Annotated in this window: 19 protein-coding genes; 12 read left to right on the top strand and 7 right to left on the bottom strand. The window is 51.3% G+C overall.

All coding sequences use genetic code 11. The features are described from left to right. Positions 1-25: 25 nt before the first annotated feature. Positions 26-1,924: an AAA domain-containing protein gene (locus AC23NW_RS09360; RefSeq protein WP_487449067.1), complete on the top strand. Its 1,899-nt coding sequence runs from the start codon at positions 26-28 to the stop codon at positions 1,922-1,924. Here the strand turns inward: AC23NW_RS09360 and AC23NW_RS09355 are convergent, their stop codons facing one another. Then, the gene (locus AC23NW_RS09355) at positions 1,925-2,257 is read right to left on the bottom strand and encodes a hypothetical protein (RefSeq protein ID WP_487449065.1); all 333 of its coding nucleotides are present in this window, start codon (positions 2,255-2,257) and stop codon (positions 1,925-1,927) included. 477 nt (positions 2,258-2,734) lie between these two features. Between AC23NW_RS09355 and AC23NW_RS09350 the strand changes: the two genes are divergently transcribed. From AC23NW_RS09350 to AC23NW_RS09340, 3 genes are all read left to right on the top strand, one after another. Further along, positions 2,735-3,565 (top strand): sugar phosphate isomerase/epimerase family protein, encoded by an 831-nt coding sequence (locus AC23NW_RS09350; RefSeq protein WP_293842376.1) that lies wholly within the window; start codon positions 2,735-2,737, stop codon positions 3,563-3,565. 150 nt (positions 3,566-3,715) lie between these two features. After that, positions 3,716-4,477, top strand: a complete 762-nt coding sequence (gene pgeF, locus AC23NW_RS09345; RefSeq protein WP_487449064.1) for a peptidoglycan editing factor PgeF — start codon at positions 3,716-3,718, stop codon at positions 4,475-4,477. A gap of 68 nt (positions 4,478-4,545) precedes the next feature. Then, complete coding sequence (locus AC23NW_RS09340; RefSeq protein WP_071501317.1) at positions 4,546-4,803, top strand: GlsB/YeaQ/YmgE family stress response membrane protein; 258 nt, start codon at positions 4,546-4,548, stop codon at positions 4,801-4,803. A gap of 56 nt (positions 4,804-4,859) precedes the next feature. On the opposite strand, the gene AC23NW_RS09335 is transcribed toward AC23NW_RS09340, so the two are convergent. Continuing rightward, positions 4,860-5,201, bottom strand: a complete 342-nt coding sequence (locus tag AC23NW_RS09335; RefSeq protein WP_487449063.1) for a transmembrane 220 family protein — start codon at positions 5,199-5,201, stop codon at positions 4,860-4,862. 13 nt (positions 5,202-5,214) lie between these two features. Further along, positions 5,215-5,940 (bottom strand): tetratricopeptide repeat protein, encoded by a 726-nt coding sequence (locus AC23NW_RS09330; protein WP_293842386.1) that lies wholly within the window; start codon positions 5,938-5,940, stop codon positions 5,215-5,217. Between the two features lie 343 nt (positions 5,941-6,283). Here AC23NW_RS09330 and AC23NW_RS09325 point away from each other — a divergent pair, with 343 nt between their 5' ends. The 3 genes from AC23NW_RS09325 (at position 6,284) to AC23NW_RS09315 (ending at position 8,956) form a co-directional block, all read left to right on the top strand. Beyond that, on the top strand, positions 6,284-7,435 hold the full coding sequence (locus AC23NW_RS09325) for a galactokinase (RefSeq protein WP_293842389.1): 1,152 nt from the start codon (positions 6,284-6,286) through the stop codon (positions 7,433-7,435). Positions 7,436-7,547: 112 nt separating this feature from the next. After that, positions 7,548-8,207 (top strand): fructose-6-phosphate aldolase, encoded by a 660-nt coding sequence (gene fsa / locus AC23NW_RS09320; RefSeq protein WP_293842392.1) that lies wholly within the window; start codon positions 7,548-7,550, stop codon positions 8,205-8,207. 59 nt (positions 8,208-8,266) lie between these two features. Continuing rightward, positions 8,267-8,956, top strand: coding sequence for a cell division ATP-binding protein FtsE (locus AC23NW_RS09315; protein ID WP_293842395.1), 690 nt, complete (start codon positions 8,267-8,269; stop codon positions 8,954-8,956). Positions 8,957-9,047: 91 nt separating this feature from the next. Here AC23NW_RS09315 and porX read toward each other — a convergent pair whose 3' ends face one another. From porX to kdsB, 3 genes are all read right to left on the bottom strand, one after another. Then, positions 9,048-10,604 (bottom strand): T9SS response regulator signal transducer PorX, encoded by a 1,557-nt coding sequence (gene porX, locus AC23NW_RS09310; protein WP_487449062.1) that lies wholly within the window; start codon positions 10,602-10,604, stop codon positions 9,048-9,050. A gap of 90 nt (positions 10,605-10,694) precedes the next feature. Next, positions 10,695-11,576, bottom strand: a complete 882-nt coding sequence (locus tag AC23NW_RS09305; protein WP_487449061.1) for a glutamate--tRNA ligase family protein — start codon at positions 11,574-11,576, stop codon at positions 10,695-10,697. Between the two features lie 28 nt (positions 11,577-11,604). Further along, positions 11,605-12,357: a 3-deoxy-manno-octulosonate cytidylyltransferase gene (gene kdsB / locus AC23NW_RS09300; RefSeq protein WP_487449060.1), complete on the bottom strand. Its 753-nt coding sequence runs from the start codon at positions 12,355-12,357 to the stop codon at positions 11,605-11,607. Positions 12,358-12,463: 106 nt separating this feature from the next. On the opposite strand from kdsB, the gene AC23NW_RS09295 reads away from it, so the two are divergent. The 4 genes from AC23NW_RS09295 (at position 12,464) to AC23NW_RS09280 (ending at position 15,655) form a co-directional block, all read left to right on the top strand. Next, positions 12,464-13,558: a septal ring lytic transglycosylase RlpA family protein gene (locus tag AC23NW_RS09295; protein WP_487449059.1), complete on the top strand. Its 1,095-nt coding sequence runs from the start codon at positions 12,464-12,466 to the stop codon at positions 13,556-13,558. A gap of 23 nt (positions 13,559-13,581) precedes the next feature. Continuing rightward, positions 13,582-13,794: a hypothetical protein gene (locus tag AC23NW_RS09290; protein ID WP_293839829.1), complete on the top strand. Its 213-nt coding sequence runs from the start codon at positions 13,582-13,584 to the stop codon at positions 13,792-13,794. Between the two features lie 2 nt (positions 13,795-13,796). Continuing rightward, positions 13,797-14,588 (top strand): TIGR02757 family protein, encoded by a 792-nt coding sequence (locus AC23NW_RS09285; RefSeq protein WP_487449058.1) that lies wholly within the window; start codon positions 13,797-13,799, stop codon positions 14,586-14,588. Positions 14,589-14,674: 86 nt separating this feature from the next. Next, the gene (locus AC23NW_RS09280) at positions 14,675-15,655 is read left to right on the top strand and encodes an aldose epimerase family protein (protein ID WP_487449057.1); all 981 of its coding nucleotides are present in this window, start codon (positions 14,675-14,677) and stop codon (positions 15,653-15,655) included. Between the two features lie 87 nt (positions 15,656-15,742). Here the strand turns inward: AC23NW_RS09280 and amaB are convergent, their stop codons facing one another. Next, a complete protein-coding gene (gene amaB, locus AC23NW_RS09275; RefSeq protein WP_487449056.1) occupies positions 15,743-17,272 on the bottom strand; it encodes an L-piperidine-6-carboxylate dehydrogenase in 1,530 nt (509 codons plus the stop codon). A 111-nt stretch (positions 17,273-17,383) separates the two neighbouring features. Between amaB and AC23NW_RS09270 the strand changes: the two genes are divergently transcribed. After that, positions 17,384-18,106, top strand: a complete 723-nt coding sequence (locus AC23NW_RS09270; protein ID WP_293839818.1) for a glucosamine-6-phosphate deaminase — start codon at positions 17,384-17,386, stop codon at positions 18,104-18,106. Positions 18,107-18,136 lie beyond the last annotated feature (30 nt).

Raw genomic sequence — 18,136 nt, 5'->3', positions numbered from 1 at the left:
TTCGCCGCCTGCCGTATCTTTGTCCATGCATTATTTTGATCAGCTCCTTGCCCTCCTTCAGACCGAGCGGGCCGAAGATCGCCGGCAGTACCAGCAGCTAACCGAAACTACGTCTATTATCGAGCGCCGCGCCGCCGGACTGGCCTGGTATCCGATTGCCATCCGTGGCTCGGAACTCAGCCGCGGCGATTACCTGACGATTGAGGCCGAACGCACCACGCATCAGGACATTCCGCACCAGCTGCGTTTCGGCGTGCCGGCGGTACTGTTCAGTAATTATAATCCGAAAGCCGACCGCGTTGAGGGTACCATATCGCACCAGAGCGGTAACCGGGTCCGGCTTACGTTGCGAACCGACGAGCTGCCCGACTGGGCCCGCGACGGCAAACTGGGTATCGAGGTGCTGTTTGATGACAACAGTTACGACGAAATGCAGCAGGCTATCAAACTGGTTAAGGCGCGCCTTGAGTCCGAAAAAGAGCCGCTGGTGAAGATTCTGGCCGGCCAGAAAGCCCCGACCTTCCGGCAGCAAACCACGCCGCTCCACCTGCCGAAGCTGAACCCGAGCCAGCTCAACGCTGTCGATAAAGCACTGCTGGCCAACGAACTGGCGATTATTCACGGACCGCCGGGTACCGGCAAAACCACGACACTGGTACAGATTATCAAGGCCCATATTCAGCGTGATCACACACAGCTGCTGGTTGTAGCACCCAGCAATACCGCCGTCGATCTGCTCAGCGACAAGCTACATGCCGAGGGGCTTAACGTAGTCCGGATCGGCAATCCGGCGCGGGTTTCAGACCGGCTCATGGCCCTGACACTGGACCAGAAAATGGCGGAACATCCGTACATGAAAGACATCCGCAAGTCGAAAAAACAGGCGAATGAGTTTAAAAACATGGCGCACAAATACAAGCGTCAGTTCGGGAAGGCGGAACGGGAGCAGCGGAAAGCGCTGTTTGATGAAGCCCACCGGATCATGAAGGATGTGGAACAGACCGAGCAATACATCATTGACGATATTCTGGCAAAGGCACAGGTAATTACGGCAACCCTGGTTGGCGCCAACAACTACGTTATCCGCCAGCGCACCTACGATACGGTGGTGATTGACGAAGCAGGTCAGGCCCTCGAACCCGCCTGCTGGATACCGGTTCTGAAAGCCGGCAAGGTTATACTGGCCGGCGATCACTGCCAACTCCCCCCTACCATCAAATCGCAGGAGGCAGCCAGAAACGGGCTGGCAACCACACTGCTCGAAAAATGTGTGGCGCACCACCCGGAAGCCGTTTCGCTGCTGACTGTTCAGTACCGCATGCACGAGCACATTATGCGGTATTCAGGACAGGTTTTCTATGGCAATGCGCTGAATGCCCATGCGTCGGTAGCGGGGCATCTGCTTACGGAAGGTGATCAGCCCGTATTATTTATTGATACCGCCGGATGCGGCTTTGAGGAAAAACTACAAGGCACCAGTTCAACCAATCCGGAAGAAGCGGCTTTGCTGGTACGACACCTGACCCGGCTGACCGCTGATCTGGCCAACACTTATCCGCCCGAGCGTTTCCCGACAGTTGCCATTATTTCGCCGTATAAGCAGCAAATCAGTATCCTGAATGAACTTCTGGATCAATCGGCTGATTTGCAGCCATACCGGCATGCAATTTCCGTAAATACCATCGACAGTTTTCAGGGGCAGGAGCGCGATATTGTCTATATTTCAATGACCCGCAGTAATGCAAACAGTGAGATTGGCTTTTTATCAGACATCCGGCGGATGAATGTTGCGATGACCCGTGCCCGGAAAAAACTGATTATTATCGGTGATAGTGCTACGCTTTCGGTGCTGCCGTTTTACAGTGATTTTATTGCCTACGCAGAAACGATAGACGGCTATCAAAGCGCCTGGGAATGGATGTGATTACGACACGCCAGACGCTTTACGGCAAAACTCGTCAATCAGGTTCTGCCAGCCGGGGTAATTGTCCGGCTTGGGCCAGCACCACCTTACACCCAACTCCTCAAGTTCCTGAGGAGTTGGCATTACCAGATCATCGCCCAGCCAGCCGATCGGTATCCGTTTCAAAAACGGAATGAGCCGTAAGGTCTGCGTCAGTTCATACCCGTTCATGCCATCCAGCTGATAGTCAATTACAATGAACTGAGGTGGCCGGTGCAGGCTGCTGACGTGTTCCAGTATACTCAGACAATCCGGAAAAATGAGTAGCTGGCAAGGATTTTCTATACGCGTCATGGACTGCTGCATGAAAATTGCATCCTCATCCATTTGATCAACCACCCAAATCAAAGGCAAAAGTCTCTCCATAGTCTCCCGTTTTGTTCACCAATCCGGCACTTTCTTTTTACGAAGTGTTGCCAGTTGATGATTTGTTCAACTGATGAAGCAATGGATTGTTCCCGTTCCGTTATAAAAACTACTAAATCACCGAAGTTAGCAGAGTTGTTTACAAGGGAAACAAGTACGCGCCTCCGCAGGTCAGGCTCAGGTATTGCCGGGCTATAGACAATAATAGCCCCGCTGTATACGTTAGCCATGTAAGATAACCAGAGAGCTAAAGGTTATGCCGTCTGTGGCGGGGCTCCAGTACGAAGTATTGGAGCTATTTTTTTTTCTTCTCACTCGTTTTTCAGCCTTTCATGGTAAAAATAACAGCCGGCTGCCTTTACCGGATAGTGCCTGGTTCAGGCATGTCTCATACTGTTATTTACCATGAAAAAACTTTTGATTCTCCCTGCCCTTCTCCTGCTGGGGAATGTTTTTGCACAAAAAAATCCGGAAGAAAAAGCAGGCTGGAAGCTCGGCGCACAAGCCTATTCATTCCGGTTATTCCCGTTTTCAGAAGCTCTCCGCAAAATTGACAGTTGCGGCCTGAAATACGTTGAAGCGTTTCCCGGACAGACGATCGGCGGAGGCATCGACGGCAAAATGGACTTTAAAATGAGTCCTGCTACCCGCGATGCCGTCAAGAAAATGATTAAGGACAAAGGCTTGACGATCTCTGCCTATGGCGTTGTTAATGCCCCTACGGAAGAGGACTGGAAACAACTGTTTGAGTTTGCCAAAGCGTTAGGTATCCCGAACATCAATACGGAACCGAATAAAAATCAGATGCCTTACATCATTCGTCTGGCGGATGAATACAAAATCAATGTGGCCATCCATAATCACCCGAAACCAACCAAATACTGGCATCCTGACTCCGTTCTGGCCGTAATCGGCAACAGTAAATACGTTGGTGCCTGTGCGGACATCGGCCACTGGGTACGCTCAGGCCTGAACCCGGTAGAGTGTCTGAAAAAATACGAAGGGCATATTCTGGGCATGCATTTCAAGGATGTGAAAAAAGATACCCCCGACGGCAAATACCATGACGTAATCTGGGGCACCGGCGACTGCGACATTCCTGCCGTTCTGACCGAACTGAAACGGCAGAAATTTAAAGGTCCGCTCTCGGCCGAATACGAATATCACTGGGAAAACAACGGCCCTGAAATTGCCGAAAGTGCCAAAGCATTCCGCAAAATCTATAGCGGCAAGTAAAATTCGGCCCGTTGAGGCCGCCCTGGACCAGGATAAACCGGTTAATGTAACCGGTAACTGTTACTTTCGTAGCCGGATATAAGTTATGCCCTCAAGAGGCCGGCTTATATCCGGCTTTTTTCCTGAACAACTGATACAACCCAAACAGCCATGATGCCAAATCCCTTTCCACTTTACCGTCCGGCGCCCAATCTGACCGAATTCAAGAACCTGACCGCTATTGAAAGCACCCGCCACGGCGGTGTTAGTCCGGCACCCTTCACCTCCCTGAATGTCGGCTACAATACCCCTGACTCCGAGGAAAATGTGACCGAAAACCGGCTGCGGCTGTATAGTGAACTCGGTATTCTGCCGGATCAGGTTGCGTCTTCACACCAGGTGCACGGGATTGAGGTACTGGTAGCCGAAACATCCGGACGGTATAGCGGCTATGATGCGTTAATTACCAATAAGCCGGATCTGTTTGTTGGGGTCAGTGTGGCCGACTGTACACCGATTCTGGTATATGACGCCCACAATCAGGCCGTTGCAGCGATTCATGCGGGTTGGCGCGGCACGGTCGGCGGCGTAGTTACGGCGGCGCTCCAGGCCATGAGCACAACCTTTAATACACGTCCGGCCGATTGTTACGCCTATGTCGGCACCTGCATTGACGAGACCTCATTTGAAGTTGGTGCCGAGGTTGCCGCGCAGTTTGCTCCGGCATTTAAACGGCTTGACGCTTATACGGACACTTGGTTTGTCAACCTGAAATCTGCCAACGTTCATCAGCTGACCAGCTTCGGGATTCCGCCTTCCCAAATCGGTATTTCTACTTTTTCAACGGTCCTGAACAACGAAGATTATTACTCGCACCGGCTTGAAAAAGGGCAAACCGGACGCATGATGGCATTAATTGGTATAAAATCCTGAACATTTTCTGACCTATGTTGTTAGGTTATCACTGCGACACTTACGTAGCAGATTAACTCAACAACGTTATGAACTTCTTGATCTGGATTTTAGTAGGTGCCATAGCCGGATGGCTGGCCGACCTGCTCTTCAAACGCTTCTCTTTTTCATTGCTTACGCAAATCCTGTTAGGGATTATCGGTGGTCTCGTCGGGGGCTGGATTTTTGGCAGCACCTTTGCAACGGGTGCCAGTGGCTTCCTTGACCGTGTACTGACGGCATTTGTCGGTGCAGTCGTTATTCTCGGTATCGCAGCGCTGATCAAAGGCAGCCGGCGATCAGTATAGGTATAGGCACAGATAGATAGTATATGAAAAAGGGCTGATCATCAGCCCTTTTTTTATTACTTATTTTTAACCAGCCACCCCAGCGCCCAGATAACTACGGCACAGATTGCCAGCCCGCCGGACTCTCTGGCCAGTTCGATATTTATAGTTTTCATACCCATCGAATCGAGCAGAAAACCTTCAAACACGGGCGGCCATTGCTGCCAGGCGGCCACGGCATAAACCAGCCCGATAACGCCATATAGCCAGATGGGTCCGGTTTTAAAGTAAGCCAGTATACAGGCTCCGACACCAATCAGGTAAATCGGGATCCATACTTCAGGATCCGGGTCGTTGTACTGAAAGGCGGCAAACAGCAGAAAAATCAGGGCAAAAAATACGGCGGTTAGTTTTCTCATCGTCACGTCCGGGTTATTTTTCACAATACTGGGCAATGGCCTCGACAGCGTCGGCATAGCCAAGCTGACGGGCCTGTTTCAGGCTCAGGCAACCGGCATCCTTTTCATTATTGATCATCTGCGCCACGCCCAGTGCATAAAAAGCTTTGCCGAAGCGGGAATCTACTTCCACTGCCTTCCTGAAATCATTCAGGGCACCAGCCACATTCTTCTGCTGAAACAGAATATTGCCACGGTTATAGAATGCCAGTGCATTCTTTTCATTTTTTGCCACTGCCTGCGAAAAATCATTCAGAGCCGCTGTCTCCTGATGCTGTAAGGCAAACAACTGACCACGGTTCAGGTAAATATCTGAAACGGCCGTTTTAGCCGTATCAGGGGCAAGACGGATAGCCTCCGAATAATCCTTCAGCGCTTCATTCTGTTCGTTCTGTGCCATTTTCAGCAGGGCACGGTTGTAGTAAGGCCGGTAAAAATCCGGTTCGAGCTTAATGGCCTGTTCGTAGTCCAGCAAGGCATTACTGTATTCTTTCAGTTCAAAATAAGCCACTCCCCGCGTATTAAAGGCTTCGGCATTTTCAGGATCGGCATTTACCGCCATGTTCAGCGGCTCAATTGCTTCCCTGAATTTTCCTTCTTTCATTAAGCTACGTCCCTGCTCAAGTTCCTTTTCTGACGATGTACAGCCCGTAAAAGCCAGAAAAGTGCAGGCAGCAATAAAAAATTTTAGTTGTTTCATTCCGCTTATAATCAATAAAATACAGCCTGAACGGCTTTTTTCGGCACTAAATTTCCGCACAAAACTACATCCGACATTTGGATTCTCTTAACAAATACCTAATTTTGCACCCGGCAAATCAGTGCTACCAGCTCCTACTGAATCCCCCAGGTCTTGACCGAAGCAAGGGTAGGTAGTTGAAGCGGTGAGACACTTGATTTGCCTTTTTTTATGTGCTTTTACAAACAACGCACATCTTCTCCGTAATTTGCCTGCTCAATCTGTTTTTTAACAATGTTTTAAGCAGTGAGCCCTGTTAGCAGCTTTCTAACATATTCAGTACATATTCCAGCCCTATACATTCATGCTCGAAAATCTTACGCAGACCTTTCAGCAAGCATTCGGGACTACCCCCACTCTACAAATTGCCTCTCCGGGCCGTGTTAACCTGATTGGCGAACATACCGATTACAACGAAGGGTTTGTGCTGCCCGCCGCCATCGACAAAGCCATTTTTCTGGCTGTCAGCCCGCGGCAGGATCAGGAACTACACTTCGTTGCCGCTGATCTGAATGAATCGTATACGGGTCATACCGATCAGCTGACACATACAGATGCCTGGCCGGATTACCTGCTGGGAGTTATCCAGCAGTTTCAGCTGGCCGGCCTGACCGTCGGCGGGTTCAACTGTGCGTTCGGCGGCACCATCCCGATCGGGGCGGGCCTGTCTTCCTCAGCCGCGCTGGAAAACGGCGTTGGTTTTGCCATTAATGAGCTGTTCGGCCTCGGCGTTGACCGGCTCGACCTCTTAAAAATGAGCCAGCGGGCCGAAAACAACTTTGTCGGACTCAAGTGTGGTATCATGGATATGTTTGCCAGTATGATGGGGAAAGCCGGTAATGTGATCCGGCTGGATTGCCGTTCGCTGGATTTTGCCTATGCGCCGTTAAAAATGGAAGGCTTCCGGATCGTTTTGTGCGATACGCAGGTTAAACACTCACTGGCGTCATCGGAATACAACACCCGCCGCGAAGAGTGCGAGGCCGGTGTCCGGATTCTCCAGGCCGCTTACGGCGATTCGGTGAAGAGTCTGCGTGACGCGACCATGGATATGCTCGACACACACCTGAAAGACCGTGAGCCGTTGCTGTACCGCCGTTGTGCCTATATCGTACAGGAAAACGAGCGGCTGTTAACCGGCTATACTGATCTGGAAGCCGGCGATGTAGAGGCGTTCGGCCAGAAAATGTATGGCTCGCATGAAGGGCTCAGCAAATGGTACGAAGTCAGCTGTGATGAGCTTGACATACTGGTAGACATTGCCCGCACACAACGCGGCGTACTCGGTGCCCGTATGATGGGCGGAGGCTTCGGCGGCTGTACCATCAACCTTGTCCGGGAAGAAGCACTGGATGCCTTTAAAGAAGCCATTACGGAGCAGTATCAGGCCAAAACCGGCCAGTTGCCGCTGATTTATATCTGCAAAATTGAGGATGGCACCCGTGTGGTAGCCTGACCGCGTTTTGATTGCGAAACCGATTCTTTAATTTTGCTCCCTGTAAGCCAAATACCCGTGTATTTGGATCCAGGTTTTAATCATTCGGACGTGGAGGTCCGATATACAGACCATGAAATTTTTTATTGACACGGCTAACCTCGCCGAAATCCGCGAAGCGCAGGATCTGGGCGTCCTTGACGGGGTAACAACGAACCCGTCGCTCATGGCTAAAGAAGGCATTACCGGCAAGGATAATGTCATGCGCCACTACAAACAAATTTGTGACATCGTTGAAGGCGATGTAAGCGCTGAGGTAATCGGCACTACATTCGACGAAATGATCAGCGAAGGAGAAGAACTGGCCGAGCTGGATGAGAAAATTGTCGTGAAAGTTCCGATGATTAAGGATGGTGTGAAAGCCATTAAATATTTCTCAGAAAAAGGCATCCGGACCAACTGTACGCTGATCTTCTCAGCGGGTCAGGCTTTACTGGCAGCAAAAGCCGGTGCCACCTACGTATCCCCGTTCGTTGGCCGTCTGGACGACGTCTCGACCGATGGTGTTGCCCTGATTGAACAAATCGTTATGATTTACCGCAATTACGGCTATACAACCGAAGTACTGGCCGCGTCAATCCGCCACCCGATGCACATTATCCAGTGTGCTGAGGTGGGTGCTGATGTGATGACCGGTCCGCTGAGCGCTATCACAGCCCTGCTGAACCACCCGTTGACTGACATTGGTCTGGCTAAGTTCCTGGCTGACCACAAAAAAGCTTCGTCTAAGTAATTTGCCGGCATACAGCATCGTTATCGGTGCTGTATGTCCTTTTTCCCGACTCATTCGCTATGTTTAACACGGAACCCGTTCTCAATCTCGATCATGCTGATATCTATCAGGGACCAAAGCTGATCCTTGGTGATATTAGTTTCTCCATTCATAAAGGTGAGTTTGTTTACCTGATCGGGCGAACGGGCAGTGGAAAAACATCGCTTCTCAAGACCTTATATGCCGACCTGTACCTGCAGGGCGGTAAGGGATTTGTTGCCGGTTTTCCACTCGACAAGCTCAAGCCGAAAGATGTACCATTCCTTCGCCGGAAAATCGGGATCGTGTTTCAGGACTTTCAGCTGTTTTTTGACCGGAATGTGGAGGAAAATCTGCTTTTCGTGCTGAAAGCAACGGGCTGGACGGACAAAACAAAGATGAAAAACCGGGTTGCTGATGTATTGATGCAGGTAGGTCTGGGTACGGCTCAGAAAAAAATGCCGCATCAGATGTCAGGCGGTGAGCAGCAACGTGTCGTTATTGCCCGTGCCATGCTCAACGAGCCGCAGATTCTGATTGCCGATGAACCGACCGGTAACCTTGATCCGGCCGTTTCTGATCAGATTATGCAGGTTTTTCAGGCGATCAATAATGCCGGAACAGCCATGCTTATGGCAACGCACAACTACGATCTGCTGAAAAAATATCCGGCACGTACCCTGCGGGTCAACGACGGTAAAATCAGTGAAGTAATCGGGGGCAGCTTTTAGATATCGGAATTCACCCTCGAATCGGGTAAAGCATAGTAGTGGTGTCAGGTTTACAGGACGGTGCGTCCTGTAAACCTGACACCACTTTTTTTTATTTCGCCTTCAGGTAGGCAAACGGAATGATTACCTCTTCGAGCGACACCCCGCCGTGCTGGAAGGTATCCCGGTAATAATTCACGTAATAATTGTAGTTGTTCGGATACGCGAAGAAGTAATCTTCCAGCGTAAACACGTAGGCCGTGGATACGTGTAGTTTCGGCAGGAAAAACCGTTCCGGTTTCCGGCAAACCAGTACGTGATTCTCGTCGAAGCCCAGATTTTTGCCTTGCTTGTAGCGCAGGTTCGTATTGGTTTCGCGGTAGCCAACGATTTTGGCCGGTTTCTGCACCCGGATCATACCATGGTCGGTTGTCACAATCAGACGGCCTCCCTTATCCGAAATTTTCCGGACCAGCTCATACAGCGGTGAATGCAGGAACCACGAACGGGAAATGCTCCGGTAGGCTGCTTCATCGGGTGCCAGCTCCTTGATCATCGCCATATCCGTACGGGCATGCGAGAGCATATCCACGAAGTTGTACACAATCACATTCAGCTGATTCTGCATCAGGTTGTTGAAGTTATCGACCAGCGATTTCCCCTGATTCGTGTTCAGAATCTTGTTGTACGAAAACTTAATATTGAGCCGTGAACGCTCCAGCTGACGGCGCAGGAACTCATCTTCATGGTTATTCAGGCCTTCTTCGTCATTTTCGTCATTCACCCAGATATCCGGATGATGCTTTTCCATTTCGCTCGGCATCATACCCGAGAAAATGGCATTACGGGCAAAACCGGTCGTTGTCGGCAGAATGGAGTAATAAGACGATTCTTCTTCAACCGTAAAGAAATCGGACAGAATCGGCTCAATCACCTTCCACTGATCATACCGCAGGTTATCAATCAGGATAAAAAACAACGGTGAGTTCTGCTCCAGCAGCGGGAATACCTTTTTCCGCATCAGCTGGTTCGACAGTACCGGCTTGTCCGCTTTCGGGTCGTTGAGCCAGTCCTCGTAATTGTCCTCCAGAAATTTACAGAAGTTAGAGTTGGCTTCGCTCTTCTGCATGTTCAGGACCTCAACCATACTGCGGTCCTGCGCGCCGTCGAGCTCCAGCTCCCAATAAATGAGTTTTTTATAAATTTCAGCCCACTCATTGAAATCAATCCGGTCGTTATACTGCATGGCAATATTCCGGAAGTCCTGTTGATAGCTGATGTTGGTCCGTTCGGTAACCAGCCGTTTGTTGTCGAGATTTTTTTTCAGCGACAGCAGCAACTGATTTGGATTTATAGGCTTAATCAGATAGTCAGCGATTTTTGCTCCGATCGCCTCCTCCATGATGTGTTCCTCTTCGCTTTTGGTAATCATGACCACCGGCATATTCGGACGCATCTGCTTGATTTGCGCCAGAGTCTCCAGACCTGTCATACCGGGCATCATTTCATCCAGTAAAACCAAGTCATATTTTTCCTGTTCGACCTGTTCGAGGGCATCAGCGCCGCTGTTTACAGGGGTCACCTGGTAGCCTTTATTTTTCAGAAAAAGGATATGGGGTTTAAGCAGGTCGATTTCGTCGTCTGCCCAAAGGATCGAATAATTTTGCATAATTAATGTATTAAAATTGGACTTGTCGTCGTCAGTTGAGTACGTATCTGTTAAACCTCTAACGCGCCACAGTGTTTGAATGGTTTATTTTTAACTTTCTTTAACAGTCTGAAAAACAACGGAAATCGTATTTTCAAGGTCTGTTAGGGACTGAATATCAACCGGTGAGATTCCTGCCAGCCGGGCTGCCTCCTGATACACAGCGACCGGTGTAATGCCGGCTGCCCGCCACGATTTTAGCGCGGTACTGCCAGCGGATTTTGCTAATTTCCGGCCATCAGCGTCCTGCACAAGCGGATGGTGCCACACTTTCGCGTCCGGAAATGCGCCCGTTTTTGGGTTAGCCGGTTGCAGCAGACCAGCCAGATAGGCCTGCATGCGGGTGGAGTACCTCAGGTCTTCGCCTCTGACAAGGTGAGTCACCCCAAAATAAACATCGTCGGTTAGGGAGGCTACCTGGTAGGCCGGAACTCCGTCGCGTCGCCGCACCACAAAATCACACTCCTCATCCAGGCGCCACAACGGAGCCTCATCTACACTAATCCGCCACGCCGTTTCCGGTGCATCCAGGGCAGCCCCCGTTACCCGACAATCGGTTGGATAACGGTTTCCATAGGCCTGTAATTGCTTTCTGGAGAGTAAGGCGGCAAAAATTTTTCCAGTGGCCCGCAATGCCGCTAACTGCTGCTCATATAAATCGCGCCGGTGCACCTGTGACCATCTTGCGTCAAAATCGTCCGGTCCGGCAGGGCCGAGATCGTAGGAAAGCCCCAGATAATCAATGCAGTCAAAGATATCCCGGATATATTCCGGCCGTTTCCGGTCCGCATCCAGGTCATCGATCCGGAGCAGAATCCGGGCATTCAGCTGCCGGGCCAATACATAATTCAGCACCAGATTGATGCCGTTCCCTACATGCAGGTACCCGGAAGGCGTCGGCGCGAACCGAAAGAGCAGGTGCTGGTCAGCCATAAACGGTAAACACTGTCCGGTGCCGGTTTTACCCTACCACCCGTTTCAAATCACCCGGTGTGTCGATGCCGTGGCTTTCCAGTTCCGTCTCAATAATCCGGATGCGGTACCCGTTTTCAATCCAGCGGAGTTGCTCCAGCGCCTCGGCCCGTTCCAGCGATGACGGTGCCAGCCGGGTAATGCCGGCCAGTACGTCTTTGCGGTAGGCATACAAGCCAATGTGTTTATAATAAACATGGTTTTCCAGCCACTGAGCGGGTTCATGATTACGCTGATACGGAATTGGTTGCCGGCTGAAATACAGTGCCTCCCGCGTAACCGGATTCCCGAACTGGCTCACCACCACCTTCGGCGAATTCGGGTCGAATAATGTATGCTCGTCATTGATCCGTTTCACCAGTGTCGCCAGTTCCGTAGCTCCATCCAGAATCGATGTCAGCAAATTAATCTGCTGCGGGAGGATAAACGGCTCGTCGCCCTGGATATTTACCACATAGTCGACGCCGGCCGCTTCACCACCCAGTATTTCCATGGCTTCCTGACAGCGGTCCGTTCCGCTCTGGTGTTCGGTTGAGGTCATAACCACCTCGCCCCCAAAGCCTTGTACATGGGAGAAAATCCGGTCGTCGTCGGTAGCAACAACTACCCGGCTCAGCGACGATGTCTTCAGCGCCTGTTCATACACGCGCTGTACCATGGTCTTGCCGTTAATATCTACTAAAGCCTTCCCCGGAAATCGTGTCGATCCGTACCGGGCCGGTATAATGCCAATATAGTTCATCTTGGTTATTTCGTTATACAGACGGGTATCTTTCGGGATCTCCTGCTGTTTTTAGGGCAAAAAAACGGTTTTATCCCTATTTTTACACTTTGTTTACCCGCTACCCATGAATAAAAAGTTAACATTCCGGCTGTTAGGTCTCCTTTTTCTGACCTGGTACCAAAGTCAGGCAGCCCGTTTTCCTGCTGACTCAATCGGTATCGAAAAGAAAGACGGTAAGGTCTTTATCCTGCACCGTGTCGAAGACGGACAAACCCTGTATGGCATTGCCCGCCGCTATAACAGTTCGGTTGAAACCATCCAGAGTGCTAATCCAACGCTTGGTGCGGGTCTGCAGTTTAATCAGGTGATCCGGATTCCGACAACGGTTGCTGTCCGGAAGGAGGCAAAAGCAGCATCCGCTGACAAAATTGACGAATCCGAGCTTTATAAACCCGAGCCTAAGCCTAAAAATGCAAAAGAGCAGGCAGAAATGGATGTGAAAGCGGCTCAGCGCATTGAAAAATCATTCCCGAAAACACCGGGTATCCATATTGTTGAAGCAGGCCAAACCCTGTACAGTCTGTCGGTTCGCTACGGTGTTCTTCAGTCTGAAATCCGGACCTGGAACAACCTGACCAACGATAATCTGAAAGCCGGACAGGAACTGATTGTATCCGAAAAAGCTTTCGCCGCGCGCCATGCTTCAGGGCCGGCAGAAACAGCGGTTAAACCGGCAGCCCCAAAGCCGGAGGTTGCAAAAGCAGAGCCAGCCAGGCCGGAACCGGTGAAAAGTGAAACGCCCAAAGCCGAACCGCCAAAGGCTGAGCCCAGTAAAGCCGTTACGACGAAACCAGAATCGGCCAAACCTGCACTCGGAAAGCCCTCGCCGGTTGAGCCGACGATTTCGGCCGAAAAAACACCGGTACCTGCCCTGCCATCGAAAGGGCGCCGCATTTCCGAAATCGGTATGGCCGATGTGATTGACCCGACCGATACCTCACCGAAGCTCCTTGCGCTTCACCGCACGGCCCCGACCGGTACACTCGTGCAGGTCAGAAACGACATTAACAACACGTCGCTTTGGGTAAAGGTAATCGGTAAGCTGCCTGATACGGGGGTTAATGACCGGATTCTCATCAAACTCTCAGCAAGGGCTTTTGAGAAACTTTCCCCGAACCAACAACGTTTTCGGGCTGAGGTGTCTTACATGGCCCCCTAATGTCCGCTCAGACCTATTAGCTTATGGAAACTAAAGAAGAACGAATTGCCCGGCGACGCAAAGAACGTGATGCCAAATACATGGCCACCTCCGGTTATAAGGTATTCAGTGTTATGTTCACCATCGCCTATCCGTTCATTGCCCTGTTTACGGCTGTCTTTTCCGTTATTGTCGCCGTTTTCTCCACGATTTCCCGCGGGCTTGCCTGGGTAATCAGCGGCGGCCGTTCTCATTAATAATGTACCCTGTTTCCGACGAAATCATCAGGCTGCTGCATCAAAAAGTAAGCCAGTATAACCAGCCTGCCTTCATTGATAAAGATCCCATCAGTATTCCGCACCGGTTTACGCTGAAGCAGGATATTGAGATTATGGGCTTCTGGGCCGCAATGCTGGCCTGGGGGCAGCGGCCGATTATTCTGAAAAAATCACAGGAGCTTATTTCCCGCATGGACGGGGCTCCGTATGACTTTATACGGAACCATCAGGAATCTGATCTGAAACGCTTTCTGGATTTTAAACACCGCACGTTCAACGCAACGGATGCCTTGTATTTCCTGCATTTCTTCCGGCAATATTACCAGCAGCACGACTCGCTCGAAGATGCGTTTCTGCCCGACGATCCTGATACACTCACCGTTGAGCCGCACCTGATCCTCTTTCACAACCGGTTCTGCGGCGGTTATGACCTTGATGACAGCTATTTCCCCGCCCGCACGCGGAAACACATTGCCACACCGGTCCGCAACTCAACCTGTAAACGCTTATTGATGTTTCTTCGCTGGATGGTCAGGCAGGATAATGCGGGCGTGGACTTTGGTATCTGGACCCGGATTAAACCCCGCCAGTTAGTCATCCCCATCGATGTGCATGTCGGCCGGGTGGCGCGTACCTTCGGGCTGTTAACGAGGGATCAATCCGACTGGAAAGCGGCGCTCGAACTCACGGATGTGCTCCGGCAGCTTGATGCTGACGATCCGGTAAAATTTGATTTTGCGCTCTTTGGCGCCGGTGTAGAGGGCGAATTTTAATCGGCTTTCTTGTCCCTTTTCTGCGTTTTTCTGAACAACTTCCTCTACTTTAGTGTCCTATATAACGACGCAGAATTTACAGCTTTATGGCATTTTCAATTACTCAACAACCCTTCGGTGCCTACACCGAATACGTCATTCAGTATACAGAAACCGGTGAAGGCCTGATTGTTGTACCTGGCCACGGTGGTGTAATCCGTAAACTTGTTCTAAAAAAGTCAGGTTCAGCCCCGACTCCGGATCAGCCCGAGGGGCTGGTTTCACTGCTGCGGGTTGCCGATAACCCCGAAGCATTAAGAGCCGACGAGGCCTATTCGAGTGCCCTTTTATTTCCTTTCCCGAGCCGGATCAAATATGGCATTTATCGCTTCGACGGGGAGGCATATACCCTGCCGTTCAATGATTATGGCCGCGATAATTCCATTCATGGACTCGTGCACCCTAAACCGTTCGAAATTGTCGGCCAGACCATTAGCGAACAGGCCGCTTCGCTGACCCTGGCTTATATTTATACCGGCGAGGTAAACGGCTATCCGTTTCCGTTCCGGCTCGAAATGACCTATACGCTGACACTTGCCGAAGGGGATAACCTTGTGTTGTCGCTGGATTTCCGGGCGACTAATACCGGTATCACCCGTGCGCCGATGGCATTTGGCTGGCACCCGTATTTTACACTCAACAACGAGCCGGTCGACGGGATGAGCATTGTGCTGCCGACCGACACGTCAATCACGCTCGACGAAGATCTGTTGCCGGTTGGCCGGAAGCCCTTTCCGTATTCAGGCCCGCTTTCTCTTCATGAAAAAAGTCTGGATAATGCCTTTCTGGTATTGCCTGAGCAAACCGGTGCCGAGACGGTACTTCATGCACCGGCCATCAATACATCCTTACACGTCTGGCAGGATTCGTCCCTTCCGTATCTGGTTGTCTATACCCCGGATCGTCGCGACAGCATTGCGATAGAACCTCTGTCAGCCAACGTCAACGCGTTTAATAACGGCGAGGGCCTCCAGGTACTGGAACCGGGCCAATCCATGGCAGGCCATATTAAGGTGTGGTTGTCCTGATTTTAATGTAACATGAATACTGGTTAATGTACAATGCAGCATGCTGAAATGCCCATTATTCATTAACCAGTATTCATTTTCCCTTTTCTACAGGTCGAACTTTATCCCCTGTGCCAGCGGCAGCGTTGTTCCGTAGTTAATCGTATTTGTCTGACGGCGCATGTAGGCTTTCCAGGCATCCGAGCCCGACTCCCGGCCACCGCCCGTTTCCTTTTCCCCCCCGAATGCTCCCCCTATCTCAGCACCTGACGTACCGATATTCACATTGGCAATGCCGCAGTCTGAACCGGCAACTGACAGGAACTGCTCAGCCTCGCGCATATTGAGGGTAAAAATTGACGACGACAGCCCTTGCGGTACTCCGTTTTGTAAGGCGATTGCGTCTTCCAGTGTCCGGTACTTCATTACGTACAGAATTGGTGCGAATGTTTCGCGCTGCACCACCGCCCAATGGTTTTCGGCTTCGGCAATGCACGGTTTTACGTAGCAGCCCGACTCGAAGCCGGCACCGTCAACCACGCCCGGCTGCACCACAAAGCGGCCACCCTGCGAACGGATTTCGTCAACCGCCGCCAGATAGCTCTGTACCGCCTGCTGATCAATTAACGGTCCGACATGGTTTACCTCATCCAGCGGGTTACCGATCCGCAGCTGCTGATAGGCACGACCCAGCCGCTGTTTTACCTCTTCGTAAATACTTTCATGAATGATCAGCCGGCGGGTCGTCGTACAACGCTGGCCGGCCGTCCCGACCGCACCGAACACAATGCCCGGAATCGCAATGTCGATATCGGCATGCTGCGAGACAATGATGGCGTTATTGCCGCCCAGCTCAAGCAGGCTGCGACCCATTCGTTCGGCTACTGCACTACCGACGGCCTTACCCATGCGCGTACTACCCGTTGCCGACACCAGCGCCACACGCGGATCGCGGGACAACCATTCGCCGGTTTCACGGCCACCGCTGATAAGGCAGGAGACCCCTTCCGGTACCTCGTTATTCCGCAATACATCCTGAATGATCTGCTGACAGGCCAGTGCCGTCAGCGGCGTTTTTTCCGAAGGTTTCCAGACACACACATCGCCACACACCCAGGCAATCATGGCATTCCATGACCAGACAGCTACCGGAAAATTAAACGCCGAGATGATGCCGACGATGCCCAGCGGATGCCATTGTTCGTACATCCGGTGCGACGGCCGCTCCGAATGCATGGTCAGGCCATAGAGCTGCCGGGACAGTCCGACGGCAAAATCGCAGATATCAATAATTTCCTGCACCTCGCCCAGGCCTTCCTGTAGCGATTTGCCCATTTCGTAGCTCACAAGCGTTCCCAGCTCTTTTTTATAGATCCGGAACTGATCCCCCATTTGCCGGACAATATCGCCCCGTTTCGGTGCGGGCCAGCGCCGCCAGTCGTGGAAAGCGGCCTGAGCGGTGTCTATAACTTTATCATAATCGCTGCGGGTTGAGGTATAGACCCGTGCGATTAGCTGGCCGTCGGCCGGTGAATACGATTCAATGGTTCGTTCTGATGAGTCGTTGTGCCAGAAAATCTGGCCGGTGCTTGTTCCTGGTTTTATTCCCTGCACCGGAAGTGGTAAGATCGATTGCATAAACTCGTTTTGTTTACTCCATTCCGCAATAATAACGGGCTTTTGGGTATAAGCTTACCAATTTTTCGTTTTTTTGAGGAAATAGCAAATCCTTACTCCAAGCCTTATTGTATGTCATTCCGTCGTTTTCCTACGTACGCTGAACTGTCGCAACATGCCGCCGAACACATTGCGGCGCTCCTGAAACGTAAACCGGACGCCCTCATCTGCCTGGCTTCCGGCGCCACGCCTATCGGTACCTTTCACCAGCTGGTTGACCTGGCGCAGACCGGCCACGCTAATCTGAATCAGTGTTCGTTTATCGGCCTCGACGAATGGGTCGGCATGGGACCGGATGATGACGGAAGCTGCTCGTACCACCTATACCACGACCTGTTTATTCCGCTCGGCATTCCGGCAGAACGGATTCATTATTTCAACGCGAAAGCGGATGATTTAGCGGCTGAATGCCGTCGGATTGATGCAGCCATTGCTGCTCACGGCGGGCTGGATCTGCTGCTGGTAGGTATCGGCCTGAACGGGCACATAGCCCTGAACGAGCCAGGTACACCGTTTACCAATTATTGCCACGTAATTGACCTGCACGAAACAACCATTACTGTCGGGCAGAAGTACTTTACCAAACCAACACCGCTGACGAAAGGGATTACCATTGGCCTACAGCATTTGATGGATGCCAAAGAAGTGATCCTGATGGCCAACGGACAGGGGAAAGCAGCCGTCATTCATCAGGCGCTGACAGCTCCGGTGTCAACCGATTTCCCGGCTACTATTATTCAGCGTCATCCGAACGCCCTTGTCTGGGTAGATGAACCCGCCGGTGCCCTGATGTAAAAAACAAAACCCGGACAGGTTCTGGCCTGT

It is taken from the genome of Arsenicibacter sp. R0_47, assembly GCF_057652235.1.
This window is presented reverse-complemented; position numbering and strand designations above follow the sequence as displayed.

What these genes read in the sequence shown, in the direction of transcription:
- AC23NW_RS09360 (WP_487449067.1), top strand. Translation starts at nt 26, where the DNA reads ATGCATTATTTTGATCAGCTCCTTGCCCTCCTTCAGACCGAGCGGGCC.
- AC23NW_RS09355 (WP_487449065.1), bottom strand. Translation starts at nt 2,257, where the DNA reads ATGACGCGTATAGAAAATCCTTGCCAGCTACTCATTTTTCCGGATTGT.
- AC23NW_RS09350 (WP_293842376.1), top strand. Translation starts at nt 2,735, where the DNA reads ATGAAAAAACTTTTGATTCTCCCTGCCCTTCTCCTGCTGGGGAATGTT.
- pgeF (WP_487449064.1), top strand. Translation starts at nt 3,716, where the DNA reads ATGATGCCAAATCCCTTTCCACTTTACCGTCCGGCGCCCAATCTGACC.
- AC23NW_RS09340 (WP_071501317.1), top strand. Translation starts at nt 4,546, where the DNA reads ATGAACTTCTTGATCTGGATTTTAGTAGGTGCCATAGCCGGATGGCTG.
- AC23NW_RS09335 (WP_487449063.1), bottom strand. Translation starts at nt 5,201, where the DNA reads ATGAGAAAACTAACCGCCGTATTTTTTGCCCTGATTTTTCTGCTGTTT.
- AC23NW_RS09330 (WP_293842386.1), bottom strand. Translation starts at nt 5,940, where the DNA reads ATGAAACAACTAAAATTTTTTATTGCTGCCTGCACTTTTCTGGCTTTT.
- AC23NW_RS09325 (WP_293842389.1), top strand. Translation starts at nt 6,284, where the DNA reads ATGCTCGAAAATCTTACGCAGACCTTTCAGCAAGCATTCGGGACTACC.
- fsa (WP_293842392.1), top strand. Translation starts at nt 7,548, where the DNA reads ATGAAATTTTTTATTGACACGGCTAACCTCGCCGAAATCCGCGAAGCG.
- AC23NW_RS09315 (WP_293842395.1), top strand. Translation starts at nt 8,267, where the DNA reads ATGTTTAACACGGAACCCGTTCTCAATCTCGATCATGCTGATATCTAT.
- porX (WP_487449062.1), bottom strand. Translation starts at nt 10,604, where the DNA reads ATGCAAAATTATTCGATCCTTTGGGCAGACGACGAAATCGACCTGCTT.
- AC23NW_RS09305 (WP_487449061.1), bottom strand. Translation starts at nt 11,576, where the DNA reads ATGGCTGACCAGCACCTGCTCTTTCGGTTCGCGCCGACGCCTTCCGGG.
- kdsB (WP_487449060.1), bottom strand. Translation starts at nt 12,357, where the DNA reads ATGAACTATATTGGCATTATACCGGCCCGGTACGGATCGACACGATTT.
- AC23NW_RS09295 (WP_487449059.1), top strand. Translation starts at nt 12,464, where the DNA reads ATGAATAAAAAGTTAACATTCCGGCTGTTAGGTCTCCTTTTTCTGACC.
- AC23NW_RS09290 (WP_293839829.1), top strand. Translation starts at nt 13,582, where the DNA reads ATGGAAACTAAAGAAGAACGAATTGCCCGGCGACGCAAAGAACGTGAT.
- AC23NW_RS09285 (WP_487449058.1), top strand. Translation starts at nt 13,797, where the DNA reads ATGTACCCTGTTTCCGACGAAATCATCAGGCTGCTGCATCAAAAAGTA.
- AC23NW_RS09280 (WP_487449057.1), top strand. Translation starts at nt 14,675, where the DNA reads ATGGCATTTTCAATTACTCAACAACCCTTCGGTGCCTACACCGAATAC.
- amaB (WP_487449056.1), bottom strand. Translation starts at nt 17,272, where the DNA reads ATGCAATCGATCTTACCACTTCCGGTGCAGGGAATAAAACCAGGAACA.
- AC23NW_RS09270 (WP_293839818.1), top strand. Translation starts at nt 17,384, where the DNA reads ATGTCATTCCGTCGTTTTCCTACGTACGCTGAACTGTCGCAACATGCC.